General features: G+C 64.5%; 16 protein-coding genes. 7 read left to right on the top strand and 9 right to left on the bottom strand.

The window, feature by feature from the left end:
- The first annotated feature begins 26 nt into the window (after positions 1–26).
- Positions 27–1,439: a tRNA lysidine(34) synthetase TilS gene (gene tilS / locus ACVC5H_RS16105; RefSeq protein WP_489618816.1), complete on the top strand. Its 1,413-nt coding sequence runs from the start codon at positions 27–29 to the stop codon at positions 1,437–1,439.
- A gap of 154 nt (positions 1,440–1,593) precedes the next feature.
- Here tilS and ACVC5H_RS16100 read toward each other — a convergent pair whose 3' ends face one another.
- The 3 genes from ACVC5H_RS16100 to ACVC5H_RS16090 form a co-directional block, all read right to left on the bottom strand.
- Positions 1,594–1,857: a hypothetical protein gene (locus tag ACVC5H_RS16100; protein WP_489618815.1), complete on the bottom strand. Its 264-nt coding sequence runs from the start codon at positions 1,855–1,857 to the stop codon at positions 1,594–1,596.
- A 106-nt stretch (positions 1,858–1,963) separates the two neighbouring features.
- On the bottom strand, positions 1,964–2,209 hold the full coding sequence (locus tag ACVC5H_RS16095; RefSeq protein ID WP_489618814.1) for a hypothetical protein: 246 nt from the start codon (positions 2,207–2,209) through the stop codon (positions 1,964–1,966).
- Positions 2,210–2,314: 105 nt separating this feature from the next.
- A complete protein-coding gene (locus ACVC5H_RS16090; protein ID WP_489618813.1) occupies positions 2,315–2,599 on the bottom strand; it encodes a hypothetical protein in 285 nt (94 codons plus the stop codon).
- Positions 2,600–2,812: 213 nt separating this feature from the next.
- Here ACVC5H_RS16090 and ACVC5H_RS16085 point away from each other — a divergent pair, with 213 nt between their 5' ends.
- Positions 2,813–3,472: a LysE family transporter gene (locus ACVC5H_RS16085; RefSeq protein ID WP_489618812.1), complete on the top strand. Its 660-nt coding sequence runs from the start codon at positions 2,813–2,815 to the stop codon at positions 3,470–3,472.
- Positions 3,473–3,586: 114 nt separating this feature from the next.
- Here the strand turns inward: ACVC5H_RS16085 and ACVC5H_RS16080 are convergent, their stop codons facing one another.
- Together ACVC5H_RS16080 and ACVC5H_RS16075 are read right to left on the bottom strand one after the other, a co-directional pair.
- Entirely contained in the window at positions 3,587–3,880 is a 294-nt protein-coding gene (locus ACVC5H_RS16080) for a PsiF family protein (RefSeq protein ID WP_489618811.1), read from the bottom strand.
- Positions 3,881–3,970: 90 nt separating this feature from the next.
- Positions 3,971–4,360 carry a lysozyme inhibitor LprI family protein gene (locus ACVC5H_RS16075; protein ID WP_489618810.1) on the bottom strand — a complete coding sequence of 130 codons (390 nt, stop codon included), beginning with the start codon at positions 4,358–4,360 and terminating at the stop codon, positions 3,971–3,973.
- A 191-nt stretch (positions 4,361–4,551) separates the two neighbouring features.
- Between ACVC5H_RS16075 and ACVC5H_RS16070 the strand changes: the two genes are divergently transcribed.
- The 5 genes from ACVC5H_RS16070 to ACVC5H_RS16050 all read left to right on the top strand — a co-directional run bounded on the left by ACVC5H_RS16070 (position 4,552) and on the right by ACVC5H_RS16050 (position 9,737).
- The gene (locus ACVC5H_RS16070) at positions 4,552–4,902 is read left to right on the top strand and encodes a hypothetical protein (RefSeq protein ID WP_489618809.1); all 351 of its coding nucleotides are present in this window, start codon (positions 4,552–4,554) and stop codon (positions 4,900–4,902) included.
- A 44-nt stretch (positions 4,903–4,946) separates the two neighbouring features.
- Positions 4,947–7,445 (top strand): ABC transporter permease, encoded by a 2,499-nt coding sequence (locus tag ACVC5H_RS16065; protein WP_489618808.1) that lies wholly within the window; start codon positions 4,947–4,949, stop codon positions 7,443–7,445.
- Positions 7,446–7,526: 81 nt separating this feature from the next.
- A complete protein-coding gene (locus ACVC5H_RS16060) occupies positions 7,527–7,928 on the top strand; it encodes a group II truncated hemoglobin (protein WP_034339751.1) in 402 nt (133 codons plus the stop codon).
- Between the two features lie 34 nt (positions 7,929–7,962).
- Complete coding sequence (locus ACVC5H_RS16055; protein ID WP_489622713.1) at positions 7,963–9,435, top strand: DNA recombination protein RmuC; 1,473 nt, start codon at positions 7,963–7,965, stop codon at positions 9,433–9,435.
- 119 nt (positions 9,436–9,554) lie between these two features.
- Positions 9,555–9,737, top strand: a complete 183-nt coding sequence (locus ACVC5H_RS16050) for a hypothetical protein (protein WP_489618807.1) — start codon at positions 9,555–9,557, stop codon at positions 9,735–9,737.
- Between the two features lie 331 nt (positions 9,738–10,068).
- On the opposite strand, the gene moeA is transcribed toward ACVC5H_RS16050, so the two are convergent.
- The 4 genes from moeA to ACVC5H_RS16030 form a co-directional block, all read right to left on the bottom strand.
- Positions 10,069–11,370: a molybdopterin molybdotransferase MoeA gene (gene moeA, locus ACVC5H_RS16045; RefSeq protein WP_489618806.1), complete on the bottom strand. Its 1,302-nt coding sequence runs from the start codon at positions 11,368–11,370 to the stop codon at positions 10,069–10,071.
- Complete coding sequence (gene mobA / locus ACVC5H_RS16040) at positions 11,367–11,984, bottom strand: molybdenum cofactor guanylyltransferase MobA (RefSeq protein WP_489618805.1); 618 nt, start codon at positions 11,982–11,984, stop codon at positions 11,367–11,369. The genes moeA and mobA overlap by 4 nt, the downstream gene beginning before the upstream one ends.
- Positions 11,985–12,014: 30 nt before the next feature.
- A complete protein-coding gene (moaA, locus tag ACVC5H_RS16035) occupies positions 12,015–13,133 on the bottom strand; it encodes a GTP 3',8-cyclase MoaA (RefSeq protein WP_489618804.1) in 1,119 nt (372 codons plus the stop codon).
- A gap of 349 nt (positions 13,134–13,482) precedes the next feature.
- The gene (locus ACVC5H_RS16030) at positions 13,483–16,671 is read right to left on the bottom strand and encodes an Rne/Rng family ribonuclease (RefSeq protein ID WP_489618803.1); all 3,189 of its coding nucleotides are present in this window, start codon (positions 16,669–16,671) and stop codon (positions 13,483–13,485) included.
- Positions 16,672–17,104: the final 433 nt, after the last annotated feature.

Below are 17,104 nucleotides of genomic sequence, written 5' to 3'. Positions count from 1 at the left end.
TTTGTCTTTTCCGGCACCGTTTTTTCATGTCCGAACATTCTTCCCCTTCCTCCGGCAAGTCCACCGGCGCACTCCGGCAGGCGTTGCAGGCCACGCTGGCGGCCACCGCTTTCGATACCGCCAGCGACACGCTGGCCGTGGCCTACAGCGGCGGGCTCGATTCCTCCGTGTTGCTGCAGGTGGCCGCACAGTGGCAGCAGGAGAGCGGTGGACGGCTGGTGGCGCTGCACGTGCATCATGGACTCTCCGTCAATGCGGATGCCTGGCTGGCCCATGCGCAGGATTTTTGCGCGCAGCGAGGCATCGCCTGCGCCTTCGAGCGCGTCCGGCTGGAGCGCGTGGCCGACACCGGTATCGAAGAGGCGGCGCGTCTGGCGCGTTATGCGGCGCTCGGGCGGCTGTGCCGCCAGCACGGCGCGCGCCTGCTGCTGAGCGCGCATCATCTGGATGACCAGGCTGAAACCGTGCTGCTGCAACTGCTGCGCGGAAGCGGCCTGGCGGGCATGTCCGGCATGGATCAATGGAATGCCGCGCCGGGCTTGCTGGGCGATGCGCAGACCTTGATCGCGCGGCCCTTCCTGGGCGTGACCCGCGCACAGCTGGAAGAGGCTGCACGCAGCTGGTCGCTCACATGGATCGAGGATGAATCCAACAGCGATCCGCGCTACACACGCAATGCTTTGCGCCACCAGGTCATGCCCGCGCTGGGCCAGGTCTTCCCGGGCTACCAGCAGCGCCTGGCGCGTGCGGCCGGCCATGCGCAAGGGGCGCAGGAACTGCTGCGCGAAGTGGCCGAACAGGACCTGGCGCAATGCCGCCATGAAGATCACCTGCGCATGCCGGCGCTGCGTGCCTTGAGCGAGCAGCGCTTCTTGAACCTGATGCGTCACTGGTTTGCGCTGCGCGGCATGCGCATGCCCTCCGCGGCGTGGATGCAGGAGATGCGCACGCAATTGCTGCAGGCCGATATGGAGGCGCAGGTATGCGTCTCCCATCCCGATGGCGAGGTGCATCGCTATCGCGAGCGCGTGTTCCTGGCGCCGCGCCGCAGCTTGCCGGATGAGGGGGAGTCCGTATCGCTGCGCTGGACCGGGCAGGAACAGGTACACGTTCCTGCCTTCTACGGCACGCTGGTGTTCGAACGCCTCCCCGAGGGCGATGCGCGGCCCGGTTTCGATGCCGACTGGCTGCGTGCACAGGCGCTGCTGGTGTGTGGTCGCAGCGGCGGCGAACGCATCAGGCTGGCGGCCAACCGTCCTGCACGCAGTCTCAAGCAGCAATACCAGAGCGCCGATGTGCCCGCCTGGGAACGCCCGTATCTGCCGCTGGTATGGGCGGGCGAGGCCTTGCTGTTCGCGGCGGGGATCGGTATGGATTGCGCGCAGTTCGCCGCGTCTTCTGCGGGCGAGCGCATTGCGCTGCGCTGGCAGCAGGACTGAGCTGCTCAGGCCATTCAAACAATTCAAATGATCGAAATGATTTAAACGATATAAAAAATATCGCCCCCGAACCTGATGGTGCGGAGGCGATATCCCTGTCATCCCTGACATGTCCGGGCGTCAGACGCCCGGTGTACTGCTCCTTGCGGACGGCTTACTTGGCGGCGCCGTCAGCAGCCGGCTTGGCTTCGGTGCCGGCTGCGTCCTTCTTTTCAGCCTTCTTTTCCGACTTCTTGTGCTTGGCGTGATGGGCCTTCTTGGCCTTCGGTGCGGTCTCGGTCTTGGCGGCGTCAGCCTTGGCCGGGGCGGCGGTGGTGGCAGCCGGAGCAGCGGTGGTGGCGGCTGCGCCCGTCTGGGCGAACACCGGCAGGGTCAGGGCCGACAGCAGGGAGGCAACGATGATGGTCTTGGTTTTCATGGTGATGTCCTTTCAGAGACAAGTGTCTGGTTTGCGTCAGTAGTACTGTGTGTACGGTGTGTGCTGCGTGTCTGCAATGTGTACCGGGACTGGCCCGGTACAGTTCTTACTTGGTCTTGGCGGCTGTGTCGGTAGCGGCCTTGGTATCGGTGCCGGCTGCGTCCTTCTTTTCAGCCTTCTTTTCCGACTTCTTGTGCTTGGCGTGATGGACCTTGGCCTTCGGTGCGGCTTCGGTCTTGGCGGCGTCAGCCTTGGCCGGGGCGGCGGGGGTGGCGGCTGCGCCCGTCTGGGCGAACACCGGCAGGGTCAGGGCCGACAGCAGGGAGGCAACGATGATGGTCTTGGTTTTCATGATGATGTCCTTTCGGAGACAAGTGTCTGGTTTGCGTCAGTAGTACTGTGTGTACGGTGTGTGCTGCGTATCTGCAATCTGTATCGGGAGTGGCCCGGTACGGTCTTACTTGGTCTTGGTGGCCGAATCGGTGGCCGCCTTGGTGTCGGTCTTGGCTTCGCTCTTGGCGTCAGCCTTCTTTTCCGACTTCTCAGACTTCTCCGACTTTTCGGACTTCTTGTGCTTGGCGTGATGCGCGGTCTTGGCCTTGGGCGCAGTGTCGGTCTTGCCGGCTTCCGCCTTGGCCGTGGCTGCTGCAGGCGCGGCCGGCGCAGCGCTGCCGGTCTGTGCGAACACCGGCAGGGCCAGTGCGGTCAGCAGGGAAGCGACGATGACGGATTTGGTTTTCATGGCAATTTCCTTTAGAAAGTGGTTGTTACGCTCGGCGCTTGATTTTGCGTAATCGCTTCATCGTTTGTGTCGCCTTGCTTCCTATAACGACCCGTCGACGTGAAAGACGACGCGAAAGTGTTTCAATTCATCATGCATTTGTAAGCATTCGTTGCAGCTTTGCTTATAATGGGTGACTCGACATTCCACGCGGCTTCCCCGACCGAGTTCTTCATGGCTTATCAAACCTGGATCACCTTCTTCTTCGCTGCCTGCCTCATTGCGATCTCGCCCGGTTCGGGCGCGGTCCTCTCCATGAGCCACGGCCTCAATTACGGCCTGCGCCGCACCAGTGCCACCATCCTCGGTCTGGAAATCGCCCTGGTGATGGTGTTGATCATTGCCGGTGCCGGGGTGGGCTCGCTGCTGGTGGCTTCCGAAACCGCCTTCAACGTGGTCAAGATCTGCGGAGCCTTGTACCTGATCTATCTGGGCTTTTCGCAATGGCGCGCCCCGGTGCCTTCCGAGCAGGAAGGCGAAGCCATCGACGTGGCCAATGCCGCCGCCCGCGCCCAGCGTGGCCAGCACTGGTGGCAGCGCTGCATGACCGGTTTCCTCACCAACGCCACCAATCCCAAGGGCATCGTCTTCATGGTGGCGGTGCTGCCGCAGTTCATCGACCACGAGCGTCCGCTGTGGCTGCAACTGCTGGTGCTGGCCGTGACCATGGTGGTGGTGGACCTGGTGGTGATGCATGGCTATGCCTTCGCGGCCAGCCGCTTGCAGCGCTTTTTCCGCAGCCAGAAGGCGATCAAGACGCAGAACCGCTTCTTCGGCGGCATGCTCATGCTGGTGGGGGCAGGTCTGTTCTTCTTCAAGCGCACTCCCCACTGAGCGCACCGCCGCTTCATCTCGTTGCGCCGTACAGGCAATAAAAAACCCGCAAGGCGACTTGCGGGTTTTTTTCTTGGGTGGCCCGGCGCTGTCGGGCGGGTCGGAAGAACCGGTTTATTTGTTCTTCTTCAGGCAGGAAGACATGAAGGCCTTGCGCTCGTCGCCCTTCTTGCCGGCGGCGTCGGCGTTACATTGCTTCATCTTGTCCTGCTGGGTGGCCGGCTTGGGTTGTTCCTTCTTCAGACAGGAGGACATGAAGGCCTTGCGTTCATCGCCTTTCTTGCCGGCGGCGTCGGCGTTGCATTGCTTCATCTTGTCCTGTTGCGCATTCTGCGCCATGGCAGGGGAGCTGAGCAGCAGCGGGGCGGCCAGCGCGAAGGTGGTCATGGCGAAGAGCAGTTTTTTCATAGGGACTCCCTGGGGCAAGTGGATTCGTGTGTCTGTAATGTGTCTGCTTATTCAGACGCGAGCATTACAGCATGAAAGTTTGTGTCCTGACTAGCGCACGCAGTTCAAGTCGCCCTCCTTGCAGCCTGCAAGATTCTTCAGTTCGTCCGCACGCTGGCGGGTCTTGTCGGCCAGGCAGGTCTGCAGCGCCAGCGAGGCCGCGGATCCCCCGGCACTGGCCGCGCTCTCGAAATGGCAGGACAGGTCGCGGTACTTCAGCCAGGCCAGCTGCACCTCGCGCAGTTGGTTCTGTTTGGCTTTGTTCAGCTTGTCGCGATAGGCCATGTAGGTGGCGTTGAGATCGGCATCGTTCTGGGTCAGCGTCTCGGAGGCGCAGGCATTCATCTCGGCCTGGGTGGCGGCCTTGGTGCAATCGGCGGCCAGGGCGCTGCCGGCACACAGCAGCAGCGCGGCCGCCAGCAGGGACAGGGGGGCTTTCATGATGGGAACTCCGGTTTCTCAGAAGACGAGGCTGCAGGGCATCGCGGCGCGTTTGCAGCTTGTCGGGATAAAATCACATTTTGCCTGTCTTAGAAGAAGGATGAGCTTCCCGGTTCGTCCGCTTCTGCCACGAAATTGCAACAAGTCGTATCCGACTTGCCCCTATCCAACCCGCTTGAGGAGACCTGCAGATGGGCTTGAGCTGGCTATCCGCCATCAAACTGATTCCCTGGGGCGATGTCGTCCAGGCCACCCCCGGCATCGTCAAGGGCGCGCGTGATCTCTGGTCACGCACGCGCAAGGCCAAGACGGCGGTGGAGGCCGCGCCTGCCGCACCGGTCGCGGGCGACGTGGGCCAGCTGGCGCAGCGCATCGCCCAGCTGGAAGCCGAGCAACTCGACGCCAGCCAGCTGATCAACACCCTGGCCGAGCAGAATGCGCAACTGGTGGCGACCATGGATGCCATGCGCCGCCGCCTGCGCATGCTGACTGCCTTCTGCGTGCTGCTGGCCGTGGGCGTGGCGGCGGTGTGGCTGCGCTGAATGTTGTCCGCCATTTTTCCTGATTTCCTTTCCTTGGCTCCTGCATGTTCCAACAAGCATTGCGCATGACCCTGCGCGACTGGCGTACTGGTGAACTCCGTTTCCTCCTGATCGCGCTGATCGTGGCGGTGGCGGCCCTGTCCTCGGTCGGTTTCTTCGTCGATCGCATGCGTGCCGGCATGACGCGCGATGCGCATCAGTTGCTGGGGGCCGACCTGCTGATCGCCGCCGACCAGCCGCTGCCGCCGCAATGGCTGCAGCAGGCCGGCGCACAAGGCTTGCTGCAGGCGCAGACCCAGGTCTTCCCCAGCATGGCCCAGGCCGGCGAGGGCGATGCGGCGCGTTCGGTGCTGTCCTCCATCAAGGCCGTCAGCGCAGGCTATCCGCTGCGCGGCCAGGTGCGGTTGCAGGGGAGCGATGGCACGGATCGTCCCGCCGAAGGCATTCCCCGGCCGGGCACGGTGTGGGTGGACCCGCAGATCCTCTCTCAGCTCGATATGAAGGTAGGCCAGACCATCAAGCTGGGCGACCTGCCCCTGACGATCGCCGCCGTCATCTCGGTGGAACCGGATCGCGGCAGCGCCTTCGTCAACTTCGCGCCGCGCGTGATGCTCAGTGAAACCGACCTCGCCGCCACGCACCTGGTACAGGTCGGTTCTCGCGTGACCTACCGGCTCTTGATCGCCGGTCCGGCCGAGGCGGTGCAGCGCTACCAGAAGCAGGTCGAAAGCCAGATCGATACCGAGAAATTGCGCGGCGTGCGTGTGGAATCGCTGGAAAACGGCCGCCCCGAAATGCGCGCCACGCTGGACCGCGCCGAGCAGTTCCTGTCCCTGGTCGGGCTGTTGTCCGCCATGCTGGCCGCGCTGGCCGTGGCCATGGCGGCGCGCCGCTTCATGCTGCGTCATCTGGATGCCTGCGCCATGCTGCGCTGTTTCGGCATGACGCAATCGCAGGTGACCACGCTCTATCTGACCGAATTCGTCCTCATCGGCCTGGCCGCCAGCGTCATCGGCATGCTGGTCGGCTTTGCCGCGCACTTCGCGCTGCTGCAATGGCTGGGCAGTTTCATGCCGACCGCCTTGCCGCCGCCCGGCTGGGCGCCGGCGCTGCAGGGCGTGGCCACCGGCTTGCTGCTGCTGGTCGGGTTTGCCTTGCCGCCCATCCTGCAGCTGCGCAACGTGCCGCACAACCGCGTGATCCGGCGCGAGCAGGGCGCACCGCAGGCGCTCACCGTGGCTACCTACGGATTGGGCACGCTGGTGTTTTCGGGCCTGTTGCTGTGGCAGGCGGGCGATCTCAAGCTGGGGTTGCTGACCATTGCCGGTTTCTTGGGCGGCTTCGGGCTGTTCGCGCTGGTGGCGTGGCTGTGCCTTCGTGCGCTGCGTTCCTTGCGCGGCTTGGTGGACCGCCAGAGCTGGCGTTTTGCCATCGACGGCCTGCAACGCCGTCCGGCGGCGGCCGTCATGCAGGTGGTGGCGCTGGGGCTGGGACTGATGGCGCTGTTGCTGCTGACCGTCATCCGTGGCGATCTGGTCGGTGCGTGGCAGCAGGCGACCCCGCCCGACGCGCCCAACCGCTTCATCATCAACATCCAGCCCGACCAGCGCCAGGCCGTGCAGCAGGCACTGCGCCAGGGTGGGGTGCAGGATGCGGCGCTGTATCCGATGATTCGCGGACGGCTGGTGCAGATCAATGGCCGTGCCGTCAATCCGGACGATTACAAGGAGGACCGCGCCAAGCGCCTGGTGGACCGTGAATTCAATCTCTCGACCATGGCCGATATCCCGCCCGGCAATGGCATCGTGGCCGGCCGCTGGTACGACGACAGCCGTCCTGAAGCTTCGGTGGAACGCGGACTGGCGCAGACCCTGGGCATCAAGCTGGGCGACCGCCTGCAATTCGACATCGCCGGGCAACTGGTGGAGGCGCCGGTGACCAGTCTGCGCAAGCTGGAGTGGGGTTCGCTGCGGGTGAATTTCTTCGTGATCCTCAACCCGACATTGATGCGCGATACGCCGCAAAGCTGGATCACTGCCGTCCACCTGACGCCGCAGCAGGAGACGCTGGGCAATACACTGGCGCGCGATTTTCCCAATCTGACCGTAGTGGACATAGGAAGTGTACTGAGACAGATTCAGGAAGTGGTCGGTCAAGTGATTGCAGCTGTAGAGTTCCTGTTCCTGTTCACTCTGTGTTCAGGTGTACTGGTACTGTACGCTGCACTGGCAGGGTCCCAGGATGAACGTGTACGGGAAGCTGGCCTGTTGCGCGCCCTCGGGGCGACCCGCCAGGAACTGTCCCGCGCCCAGCGCATCGAGGTGCTGCTGGTGGGTTCGCTGGCTGGCCTGCTGGCCGCCAGCGGGGCGGCGGGCATCGGTTGGGCGCTGGCGCATTACGTCTTCAATTTCGACTGGAGCTTCAGTCCCCTGGTGTGGGTGGCTGGCATGGGCCTCGGTGCGGGTTGTTCGGCACTGGGCGGCTGGGCCGGATTGCGCCACGTGCTGCGCCGTCCACCCTTGCAGACCTTGCGCGAGGCCTGATCCGAAGCAGATCAAGAAAGCAGGAACGGGTAGCCGGACTGCGCCGACGGGGCAGTCCGGCTGCGGTATCATGGCGGTCTTATGCAAATCGAAGATCCCAACCAACCGACCACGTTCGAACTCATCGGCGGCGCTGAGAAGCTGCGCGAGATGGTCGACCGTTTCTATGACCTGATGGACCTGGAGCCGGAGTTCGCCGGCATCCGCGCACTGCATCCGCCTTCGCTGGACGGCTCGCGCGAGAAGACCTATATGTTCCTCTCCGGCTGGACCGGCGGCCCGAGCCTGTACATGGAAAAATTCGGCCATCCGCGTCTGCGGGCGCGCCATCTGCCTTTCCCCATCGGCATCTCGGAGCGCGACCAGTGGCTGCGCTGCATGACCTGGGCCATGCAGGACGTGGGCCTGCCGGAAGACCTGATGAAACGCCTGCTGGCGGCGCTCTACCAGACGGCCGACTGGATGCGCAACAAGCCTGAGTAAATCGCACTGGATTGGCTACATGTCTCTTTTCGAAATGATCCTTGCCGGCCTGGTCGTGGCCGGTCTCGTCCTGCAGATACTGATCCTGCTGCGTTCCGGTCAGCGGCAGGACGACGACACTGCCTTGGTGATCGAAGATGCGCTGCTGCAGGTCAAGCAGGACCTGCAGCGCCACCAGCAGGACACGGGCGAACGCATCGAGCGCGAGCTGCGTGCGCAGGTGCAGGCCAGCGCCCAGAGCACGCGCCAGGAGCTGGGTGCCAACTTCGCCCAGTTGCAGCAGACGCTGGCCACGCAAATGTCCAGCGTGGCCGGGCTGCAGAACCAGCAGATCGATGGCTTCGCGCAGCAACTGGTCAAGTTGAACGAGAGCAATGCCCAGCAACTGGAGAGCATGCGCCAGTCCATCACGCTGCAGGCGCAGGTGAACCGCGAAGAGCAGGCGATCTCGCTCAAGCGTTTCGGCGATACGCTGAACCAGCAACTGTCGGCGCTGACCGAATCGAACGCCCAGCGGATGGCCGAGGTGCGCGCTACGCTCGAAGCCAAGATCAAGGACCTGCAGAACGACAACGCGCAAAAGCTGGAAGAGATGCGCAAGACCGTGGATGAAAAACTGCATGCCACGCTGGAGCAGCGCCTGGGTGAATCCTTCAAGCTGGTCTCGGACCGGCTGGACAAGGTGCACCAGGGCCTGGGCGAGATGCAGCAACTGGCCACCGGCGTGGGCGATTTGAAGCGCGTGCTGACCAACGTGAAGACGCGCGGTACCTGGGGCGAAGTGCAGCTGGAAATCCTGCTGGAACAGATGCTCACGCCCGACCAGTACGCCAAGAACGTCGAGACCGTACCGGCCAGCGGCGAGCGCGTGGAATTTGCCATCCGCCTGCCGGGCGCCAAGGAAGACGCAGGCCAGGTCTGGATGCCCATCGATGCCAAATTCCCCAAGGAACAGTACGAACGCCTGGTCGATGCCGCCGAGCGCGCCGATGCTGAGGGTGTCGCCTCGGCCGGCCGCGAGCTGGAACGCGCGGTGCGCGGGGAGGCGAAGACGATTGCCGAGAAATACCTGTCGCCGCCGTTGACGACCGACTTTGCCATCCTCTTCCTGCCTACCGAAGGGCTGTATGCGGAGGTGATGCGCCGGCCGGGATTGTCGGACGAATTGCAGCGCACCTGCCGGGTGACCATCGCGGGTCCATCCACCTTGTCGGCGCTGCTCAACAGCTTGCAGATGGGTTTCCGCACGCTGGCGCTGGAGAAACGTTCCTCGGAAGTGTGGCAGGTGCTGGGCGCGGTCAAGACCGAATTCGGCAAGTTCGGCGAAGTGCTGGCCTCCACCAAGAGTGCGCTGGAACGCGTGGCCAAGAACATCGACCAGGCCGAGACGCGGACTCGCCAGATGACGCGCAAGCTCAAGTCGGTGGAAGCATTGCCGGTGGAGAATGCGCAGAAGCTGCTCGGTACCGGCGAGCTGGATCCGGGCGAGGATACGGACGGCCTTTGATGCGCCACATGCGGACCGTAGATAGTCTGAGGGGGCTAAGGTCTGGCTAAGTCTTGAGTCATATGCTCCAACTGCCAGAATTGTTTTCTGGTATTACCCATCAACTAAAGGAGCCCTCTATGACTTCAGCGATCAGCAGTTTCTCCAGCAGCTTCCACAACAATGTGGTGGCGGCCAACCCGCGTCAGAACGCAAGCCAGGTTGACAGTGACGGGGATCATGACAACAGCCGGCCCGGTGAAGTCGAAAAGACCAGGCCGATGTCGGGAACCCTTGGCACGATGATTGATACGCAGGCCTAAGTAGCTAGAACCCATTTCATCCATAGGCGTGAGATGCGTTCTGCCCAGAAAGGGCGCTGGCAAGGCGCGCGACGCGTCGTGTGGCGGTGCCACACGCAAGGAGCGCAACGCGGCCAGCGCCCTTTCTGGGCAGAACCCGGAGGGAGCGGCCCGTTTGGGCGAATTGCTGCGTTACGAATTTGGGTCAAGACGTCCAGTCTTGACCCAAATTCGCGCCTTGCACTTCATCCCAAACGGGACTCGCTCGCACTCGCGCCTATGGATGAAATGGGTTCTAGCCGGTCATTTGAAATCAGAATGGCCGGTGTGGCGCCATCTTGGTGCTCTGAATTCAGACCAGCCCGTCGAACAGCACCACCGCCACCTCTTCTCCAGCGGCCACGTCGCCGCGTTCATGTTCCAGCTCGATGATGCAATTGGCATCCGACATCGAGCGCAGGATGCCGGAACCCTGCATGCCGGTCAGGCGCACGCTCCAGCGGCCATCTTCGTCAGGGGCCAGGATGCCGCGCTGATATTCGGTGCGGCCAGCCTTCTTGCGGATTGCTGTTGCAGTCGGCACGCGCAGGCGCGGCAGCGGATTGGCCTCGGCGCCGGCCAGGCGCAGCAGGGCGTCACGCACGAAGAAGGAAAAACTCACCGTCACCGCCACCGGATTACCCGGCAAGCCGAACAGGTAGGCATCGCGCCCGCGTGATCTGATGCGGCCGAAGGCCAGCGGTCGGCCTGGGCGCATGGCGATCTTCCAGAACGCCATCTCGCCCAGCCTGGCCATGATCTGCTTGGTGTAGTCCGCTGCGCCGACCGAGACGCCGCCCGAGGTGATGACGGCATCGGCTTCTTCGCAGGCACTGCGGAAGGCTGCTTCCAGGGCGGCCGGATCGTCCGGCACCACGCCCAGGTCCAGCACGTCACAGCCCAGGCGGGTCAGCATGCCGTGCAGCGTGTAACGGTTGGAGTCATACACGCAGCCGGCGTCGAGCGGCTCGCCCACCGAACGCAACTCGTCGCCGGTGGAGAAGAAGGCCACGCGCAGGCGGCGCTGTACCGGCACTTCGGCGATGCCCAGCGAAGCCAGCAGGCCGATGTCGGAAGGGCGCAGCACCCGGCCGCGCGGCAGGGCCACGCTGCCCAGGGCCAGGTCTTCACCACGCAGGCGGCGGTTGTCGCCGGGGCGCACGCGGCCAGCGGGCAGGGTCACGCCTTGCGCATCGGCGTCCGTGGTCAGTTCCTGCGGGATCACGGTATCGCAGCCTTCGGGCATCGGGGCGCCGGTCATGATGCGCACGCACTGGCCGGGGCCGACGCTGCCCGCAAAGCGTTCGCCAGCATGCACCGCGCCGACGATCTGCAGGCGCACTTGCTTGCCCTCGGCCACGTCCGCGCCGCGCAGGGCATAGCCATCCATGGCTGAATTGTCGTGGGCCGGCACGTCGATGCGGGAAATGATGTCCTGCGCCAGCACGCGCGAGAGGGCGCTGCGGATGGCCAGTTTCTCGACGGCTTCGATGGGCGTGATGAAGTCCCGGATCACGGCTTGCGCGCGCGCTACCGTCATGGCGTTGGGGTCATAGCCGCTGATGCAGCTGACGATCTCTTGCAGCGTGGGCGTTGGAATGTGGGTCTGAGTCATTGTTCTGATTCGAGCTGTTGCAGTTGCAGCCCGGTATTGATGTTGCAGAAGGCGCGCTCGTCAGGGAAATCCACTTCGACGCAATCGAGGCTGGCAAACCAGCGGTCCATCTTGCGTTCGCCAGCGGCCAGGAAGGCATCCAGCGAGGCGCGTGTGTTGGTGTGCAGCAGCGAGCATACAGGATGGCGCTGGCGGCCGTGCGCGCCGCTGGTGACGGCCACGGCGGCTTGCGCACCGCTGGCGGCCATGGCATCGCACAGGTGTGCCACCAGGTCATAGGGGATCAGCGGCGAATCGCATGGGGCGGTGGCCAGCAGCGGCGTGGTGCAATGGGCCAGGCCGCATTGCAGGCCGGCCAGCGGGCCGGGGAAGTCGGCCTGCAAATCGTGCCAGACCGGATAGCCGAAGCGTGCGTAATGCAGCTGCGAGCGATTGGCGTTGACCGCCAGGGTGCCGACCTGCGGTGCCAGGCGTTCCAGCACGTGCTGTACCAGCGGCTTGCCGTGCAGGACTTGCAGGCCCTTGTCGACCCCGCCCATGCGCGTGCCCCGGCCACCGGCCAGGACCAGGCCGGTGATGTGGCTGGCGCAGTAGAGATTGGCGGAGGAAGGCATGATGCGGACCGGGAGGGCAGGCACGCGGCACTAGCCGCCGATATAGGACATCTCGACCTTGCGCACGGGCGCGTCCTGCATGGCACTGCGCAGTTCGGAATAGCGGTCGCCGCGCTGCCCCCAGAGGGCCGAGATGGCACCGGCGATTTCGGCATCGCTGCTGCCATTGCGCACGATGCTGCGCAGGTCGTGGCCTTCGCTGGCGAACAGGCAGGTGTAGACCTTGCCCTCGGTGGACAGGCGCGCACGCGAGCAATCCTGGCAGAAGGCCTGGGTCACGCTGGAGATCACACCGATCTCGCCGCTGCCATCGGCATAGCGCCAGCGTTCGGCGGTCTCGCCGGTGTAGTTGGGGTCGGCCACTTCCAGCGGCATTTCGGCGGCGATGCGGCGTACCACCTCGCTGGAGGGCAGCACTTCGTCCATGCGCCAGCCGTTGGAGGAACCCACGTCCATGTATTCGATGAAGCGCAGGATGGCCGGGCTGCCCTTGAAGTAGCGTGCCATGGGCAGGATCTGGTCGTCGTTGACGCCCTTCTTGACCACCATGTTGATCTTGACCGGCCCCAGGCCGGCTGCGTGGGCGGCTTCGATGCCTTCCAGCACCCGGGCCACCGGGAAATCGACGTCGTTCATGCGGCGAAAGCTCGCGTCATCCAGCGAATCCAGCGAGACCGTCACGCGCTTGAGCCCGGCTGCCTTGAGCGCCACTGCCTTTTGCTTGAGCAGGGTGCCGTTGGTGGTCAGGGTGAGGTCGATTTCTTCACCGTCCGGGGTGTGCAGGGCGGCCAGCATGCCGATCAGGGTTTCGATGTTCTTGCGCAGCAGCGGCTCGCCCCCGGTCAGGCGGATCTTGCGCACGCCATGGGCCACGAACTGGGCCGCCACGCGGGTCAGTTCCTCGAAGGTCAGCAGGTCGGAATGCGGCAGGAACTGGTATTGCTTGTCGAAGACATCCTTGGGCATGCAATAGACACAGCGGAAATTGCAGCGGTCGGTGACCGAAATGCGCAGGTCATGCAGCGGGCGTCCCAGGCTGTCGGCGAGCCAGCCGGTAGGCTGGACGGCCACCGGCGGCGCGCCCATCCCTGACGGGCTGGCGGACGAGGCTTGCCGGTGATCGACGATGGGAATGACGCGCTTGTTCATACGTTCTGGCGGTAACAGGTGTGTAAAGATAGCACGGCTGGCGCAGCGGCGTAGATGCACGATCATGCATATAGCGCATGCCTGCGGCTGACGTTGAGCGCCTGTCGCCGCCAAACGCCCGGCCCAGGCGGGGTCTGGCTTGCAGGGGCATCAATGGGCGCCGCAACTGTATCGTTGCCAGCGGGCAGCAACTGTCAGCAAATAGGAGTTCCGTTGCCGATGAGCCTGGGTGTCGAAGACCTCATCTCAGCATGGGTAGACATGAAAAAGGGAGCCGAAGCTCCCTTGTTCATTGCCCTGGTTCAGGCCATCAGGGGCGCCCGCTGGCGGGCACACCCCGAGGTCCATCTCAACGGCGGGTTTCCACCTGGACCAGCGGCTCGGTCGACTGCGGCGGCAGCGGCTTGCGCTCGCGCGGCACGTGCGGTGCCGGCACGAAGGCCGCAGCGGCTTCCTGGGCTGCACGCAGCTTGACCGGATCGGTAGTGGCCAGGGTCAGGCCGGCTTGCGACAGCATCTGCTGCAGCGAGTCCCACTGCGCACCGTTGCCGGTGCTGGCAGCGGCTGCGGGAGCCGGGACCGGTGCAGCTTCAGCCACCACGGGAGCCGGTTCGGCGGCCACCGGAGCCGGACTGGCTTCGACGGCATCCAGCAGGCTGATCTGTTGCGGCACGACCGGAGCCACCGCAGCAGGAGCCGCCACCTGCACCTCGACCGGAGCTTCCGATGCCGCCGGGGTGGCAGCGGGGGCTTGCACCGGCTCGAAGGCCGGGGGCGGGGCGAAGCTGGCGTCGATGGACGGTGCAGCCGGTTCGATGGCAGGCTGATTCGCGAACACGGCCTGGGTCGCTTCGGCAGCTGCAGCGGCCACGGCTTCCACCGAGTTCACACCGCTTTCGACCTGGACAGCGGCTTCGGACTGGGCTTGTTCCGGCACCGGCGAGGCGGCGAAGGAAGCCTGGGCTACGGCAGCCTGGGCAACTTCCACGGGCGCAGCCGAGGAGTCGGCCGCTACGGTCTCGAGGTTCACATTGACGGCTGCAGCGCTGGCCACGACCACCGATTCCACGCCTTCAGCGGCATCGGACTGGTCAGCAGCTTCACCTTCGCCGTTTTCGATCACGTTGCCGTTTTCATCACGTTCGCGACGATGACGGTTGCGGCCACCACGGCGGCGGCGGCGACGCGGTTCGGTGCCGCCTTCGGCAGCTTCCGCTCCTTCGACACCTTCCACGCCTTCGGTAGCTTCCACTTGCGCCACTTCCAGCTGGGCGGCCTGCTCGTCATTGGACAGGGCGACGGCACCTGCGGCCACGGCCACGCCTGCAGTAGCGGCGCCGGCAGCCAGTGCTGCTTCCAGCGGCAGGCCTTCCTCGGACTTGGGGTCCTTGCGTTCGCCACGCGGTGCGCGCGGTTCACGGGGCTGGCGCGGTTCACGCGGCTCGCGGCCTTCACGACCCTCACGTGGTTCGCGGGGCTCATTGCGGCGGGCTTCCTTCGGCTCCTGGCCTTCACGGGCCTCGCGCGGTTCACGGCCTTCACGCGGCTCGCGGCCTTCCTTCGGTTCGCGCGGGCCACGCGGTGCACGGGCCTGCTTGGCTTCGGTGGCGTCGCCGGTCTTCAGTTCGACCGCGGCCGGACCGCGTGCTGCACGCTGCTCGGCATTGCGTTCGCCACGTTCGGCGCGCTCGCCACCGCGTTCACCACGATTGCGGTTGCGGCCATTGCGTTCGCCACCACGGCCGTTGCGCTCGCCTTCGCGCTTGGCCGGGGCCTTGGCTTCGACCGGTGCCGGGGCTTCCACCGGAGCGACCGGTTTCTTGCGGAAGAAGGCGAAGATCTTGCCCAGGAGGCCCGATTCGGGGGCCAGGGTCGGCGGCGGCACGGGCGCTGCGACCGGTTCCGGGGCCTTGCGTTCGACGATGGGAGCGGGCTGGTCGGGGGTGATGCCCTTGACCACGGCTTCCTGGCGCGGACGCACTTCTTCCTTCTGGCGCTTGCTGTAGCCGATGTCGGTATCGGCCTGCTCGGCCATGGCGTAGCTGGCTTGGGCGTCGTCCAGGCGCGGATCGTCGTGCTTGATCCGTTCCATCTTGTAGTGCGGGGTTTCCAGGTGCTTGTTGGGGATCATGATGACGGTGACGCGATGGCGCGTCTCGATCTTCAGGATTTCGCCCCGTTTTTCATTGAGCAGGAAGGCAGCCACGTCCACGGGCGCTTGCACGTGGATGGCAGCTGAATTTTCCTTCATGGCCTCTTCCTGGATGATGCGCAGCACCTGCAGGGCGGAGGATTCGGTATCGCGGATGTGGCCGGTGCCGTTGCAGCGCGGGCAGGTCACGTGGCTGCCTTCGGACAGCGACGGGCGCAGGCGCTGGCGCGACAGTTCCATCAGGCCAAAGCGGGAGATCTTGCCCATCTGAACGCGGGCGCGGTCGTAGTGCAGGGCGTCCTTGAGACGGCCTTCGACTTCGCGCTGGTTCTTGGAATTCTCCATGTCGATGAAGTCGATCACGATCAGGCCGCCCAGGTCGCGCAGGCGCAACTGGCGGGCCACTTCATCAGCCGCTTCGAGGTTGGTGTTGAAAGCAGTGGTCTCGATGTCGCTGCCACGGGTGGCGCGCGCCGAGTTGACGTCCACCGACACCAGCGCTTCGGTGTGGTCGATCACGATGGCGCCGCCCGAGGGCAGCGGGACCGTACGCGAGTAGGCGGTCTCGATCTGGTGTTCGATCTGGAAGCGGGAGAACAGCGGCACGTCGTCGCGGTAGCGCTTGACGCGGTGCACCATGTCCGGCATCACATGGGCCATGAACTGCTGGGCCTGGTCGTGGATGTCGTCGGTATCGATCAGGATTTCGCCGATGTCGGGCTGGAAGTAGTCGCGGATGGCGCGGATGACCAGCGAGGATTCCTGGTAGATCAGGAAGGCGCCCGAGCCGGACTGGCCGGCGCCTTCGATGGCGCGCCAGAGTTGCATCAGGTAGTTCAGGTCCCACTGCAGTTCATCGACGTTGCGGCCGATGCCGGCGGTACGGGCGATGACGGACATGCCGCTGGGCAGGTCCAGCTTGTCCATGGTTTCGCGCAGTTCCTGGCGGTCTTCGCCTTCGACACGGCGGGAGACGCCACCGCCGCGCGGGTTGTTGGGCATGAGCACCAGGTAGCGGCCGGCCAGGGAGATGAACGAGGTCAGGGCAGCGCCCTTGTTGCCGCGTTCTTCCTTCTCGACCTGGACGATGATTTCCTGGCCTTCGCGCAGCGCTTCCTTGATGCTGGCGTTACGGACGTCGATGCCTTCCTTGAAGTAGGTGCGGGCCACTTCCTTGAAGGGCAGGAAGCCGTGGCGTTCTTCGCCATAGTTGACGAAGCAGGCTTCCAGCGAGGGCTCGATGCGGGTGATGACGCCCTTGTAGATGTTGGACTTGCGCTGCTCGCGTCCGGTGGTTTCGATGTCGATGTCGATCAGTTTCTGACCGTCAACGATCGCTACGCGCAGTTCTTCCTGCTGCGTGGCGTTGAACAACATACGTTTCATGTTTTCACTCCGGGATCCGAAGATCCTTCAAATGGCCCGTCCGTATGTGGTAGCGGGCCAAAAGTACAGGGGATGTACGCGAGAACGAAGTGATTGGGGAGGGAATTGCCTTGATTGTGTGAGTGCGCCTTAGAAGGCGCTCCAGCACAAGGGGGCGCGGATGCGGCAGACGGGAACGCCGGGCAGCACCGTATCCGCGCCGCGCGCTCCGCCATAGGCGGTCGCGCAGGCAACTGCGGACGGTAAGCTGGTCTGTGGAGCCAAACGTAACATGGTGATGGGTTGGCGACGGCGATCGGGTTCTGTTGCATCAACCGGCAAGCTTCGCGGTGCTTCGGCCAGGACTGCGGCAGGGCCCGGGCAATGCGCTGCAAGAGGGGCAGGCGGATGAGCCTGCTGCCGGTTGCGCTGCAAGATACTGCTTTGCCGGGGG

Source organism: Herbaspirillum sp. Her3 (genome assembly GCF_057961275.1).
This window is presented reverse-complemented; position numbering and strand designations above follow the sequence as displayed.

What these genes read in the sequence shown, in the direction of transcription:
- ACVC5H_RS16100 (WP_489618815.1), bottom strand. Translation starts at nt 1,857, where the DNA reads ATGAAAACCAAGACCATCATCGTTGCCTCCCTGCTGTCGGCCCTGACC.
- ACVC5H_RS16085 (WP_489618812.1), top strand. Translation starts at nt 2,813, where the DNA reads ATGGCTTATCAAACCTGGATCACCTTCTTCTTCGCTGCCTGCCTCATT.
- ACVC5H_RS16065 (WP_489618808.1), top strand. Translation starts at nt 4,947, where the DNA reads ATGTTCCAACAAGCATTGCGCATGACCCTGCGCGACTGGCGTACTGGT.
- ACVC5H_RS16030 (WP_489618803.1), bottom strand. Translation starts at nt 16,671, where the DNA reads ATGAAACGTATGTTGTTCAACGCCACGCAGCAGGAAGAACTGCGCGTA.
- ACVC5H_RS16060 (WP_034339751.1), top strand. Translation starts at nt 7,527, where the DNA reads ATGCAAATCGAAGATCCCAACCAACCGACCACGTTCGAACTCATCGGC.
- ACVC5H_RS16080 (WP_489618811.1), bottom strand. Translation starts at nt 3,880, where the DNA reads ATGAAAAAACTGCTCTTCGCCATGACCACCTTCGCGCTGGCCGCCCCG.
- tilS (WP_489618816.1), top strand. Translation starts at nt 27, where the DNA reads ATGTCCGAACATTCTTCCCCTTCCTCCGGCAAGTCCACCGGCGCACTC.
- ACVC5H_RS16075 (WP_489618810.1), bottom strand. Translation starts at nt 4,360, where the DNA reads ATGAAAGCCCCCCTGTCCCTGCTGGCGGCCGCGCTGCTGCTGTGTGCC.
- ACVC5H_RS16070 (WP_489618809.1), top strand. Translation starts at nt 4,552, where the DNA reads ATGGGCTTGAGCTGGCTATCCGCCATCAAACTGATTCCCTGGGGCGAT.
- ACVC5H_RS16050 (WP_489618807.1), top strand. Translation starts at nt 9,555, where the DNA reads ATGACTTCAGCGATCAGCAGTTTCTCCAGCAGCTTCCACAACAATGTG.
- moaA (WP_489618804.1), bottom strand. Translation starts at nt 13,133, where the DNA reads ATGAACAAGCGCGTCATTCCCATCGTCGATCACCGGCAAGCCTCGTCC.
- ACVC5H_RS16055 (WP_489622713.1), top strand. Translation starts at nt 7,963, where the DNA reads ATGATCCTTGCCGGCCTGGTCGTGGCCGGTCTCGTCCTGCAGATACTG.
- moeA (WP_489618806.1), bottom strand. Translation starts at nt 11,370, where the DNA reads ATGACTCAGACCCACATTCCAACGCCCACGCTGCAAGAGATCGTCAGC.
- ACVC5H_RS16090 (WP_489618813.1), bottom strand. Translation starts at nt 2,599, where the DNA reads ATGAAAACCAAATCCGTCATCGTCGCTTCCCTGCTGACCGCACTGGCC.
- ACVC5H_RS16095 (WP_489618814.1), bottom strand. Translation starts at nt 2,209, where the DNA reads ATGAAAACCAAGACCATCATCGTTGCCTCCCTGCTGTCGGCCCTGACC.
- mobA (WP_489618805.1), bottom strand. Translation starts at nt 11,984, where the DNA reads ATGCCTTCCTCCGCCAATCTCTACTGCGCCAGCCACATCACCGGCCTG.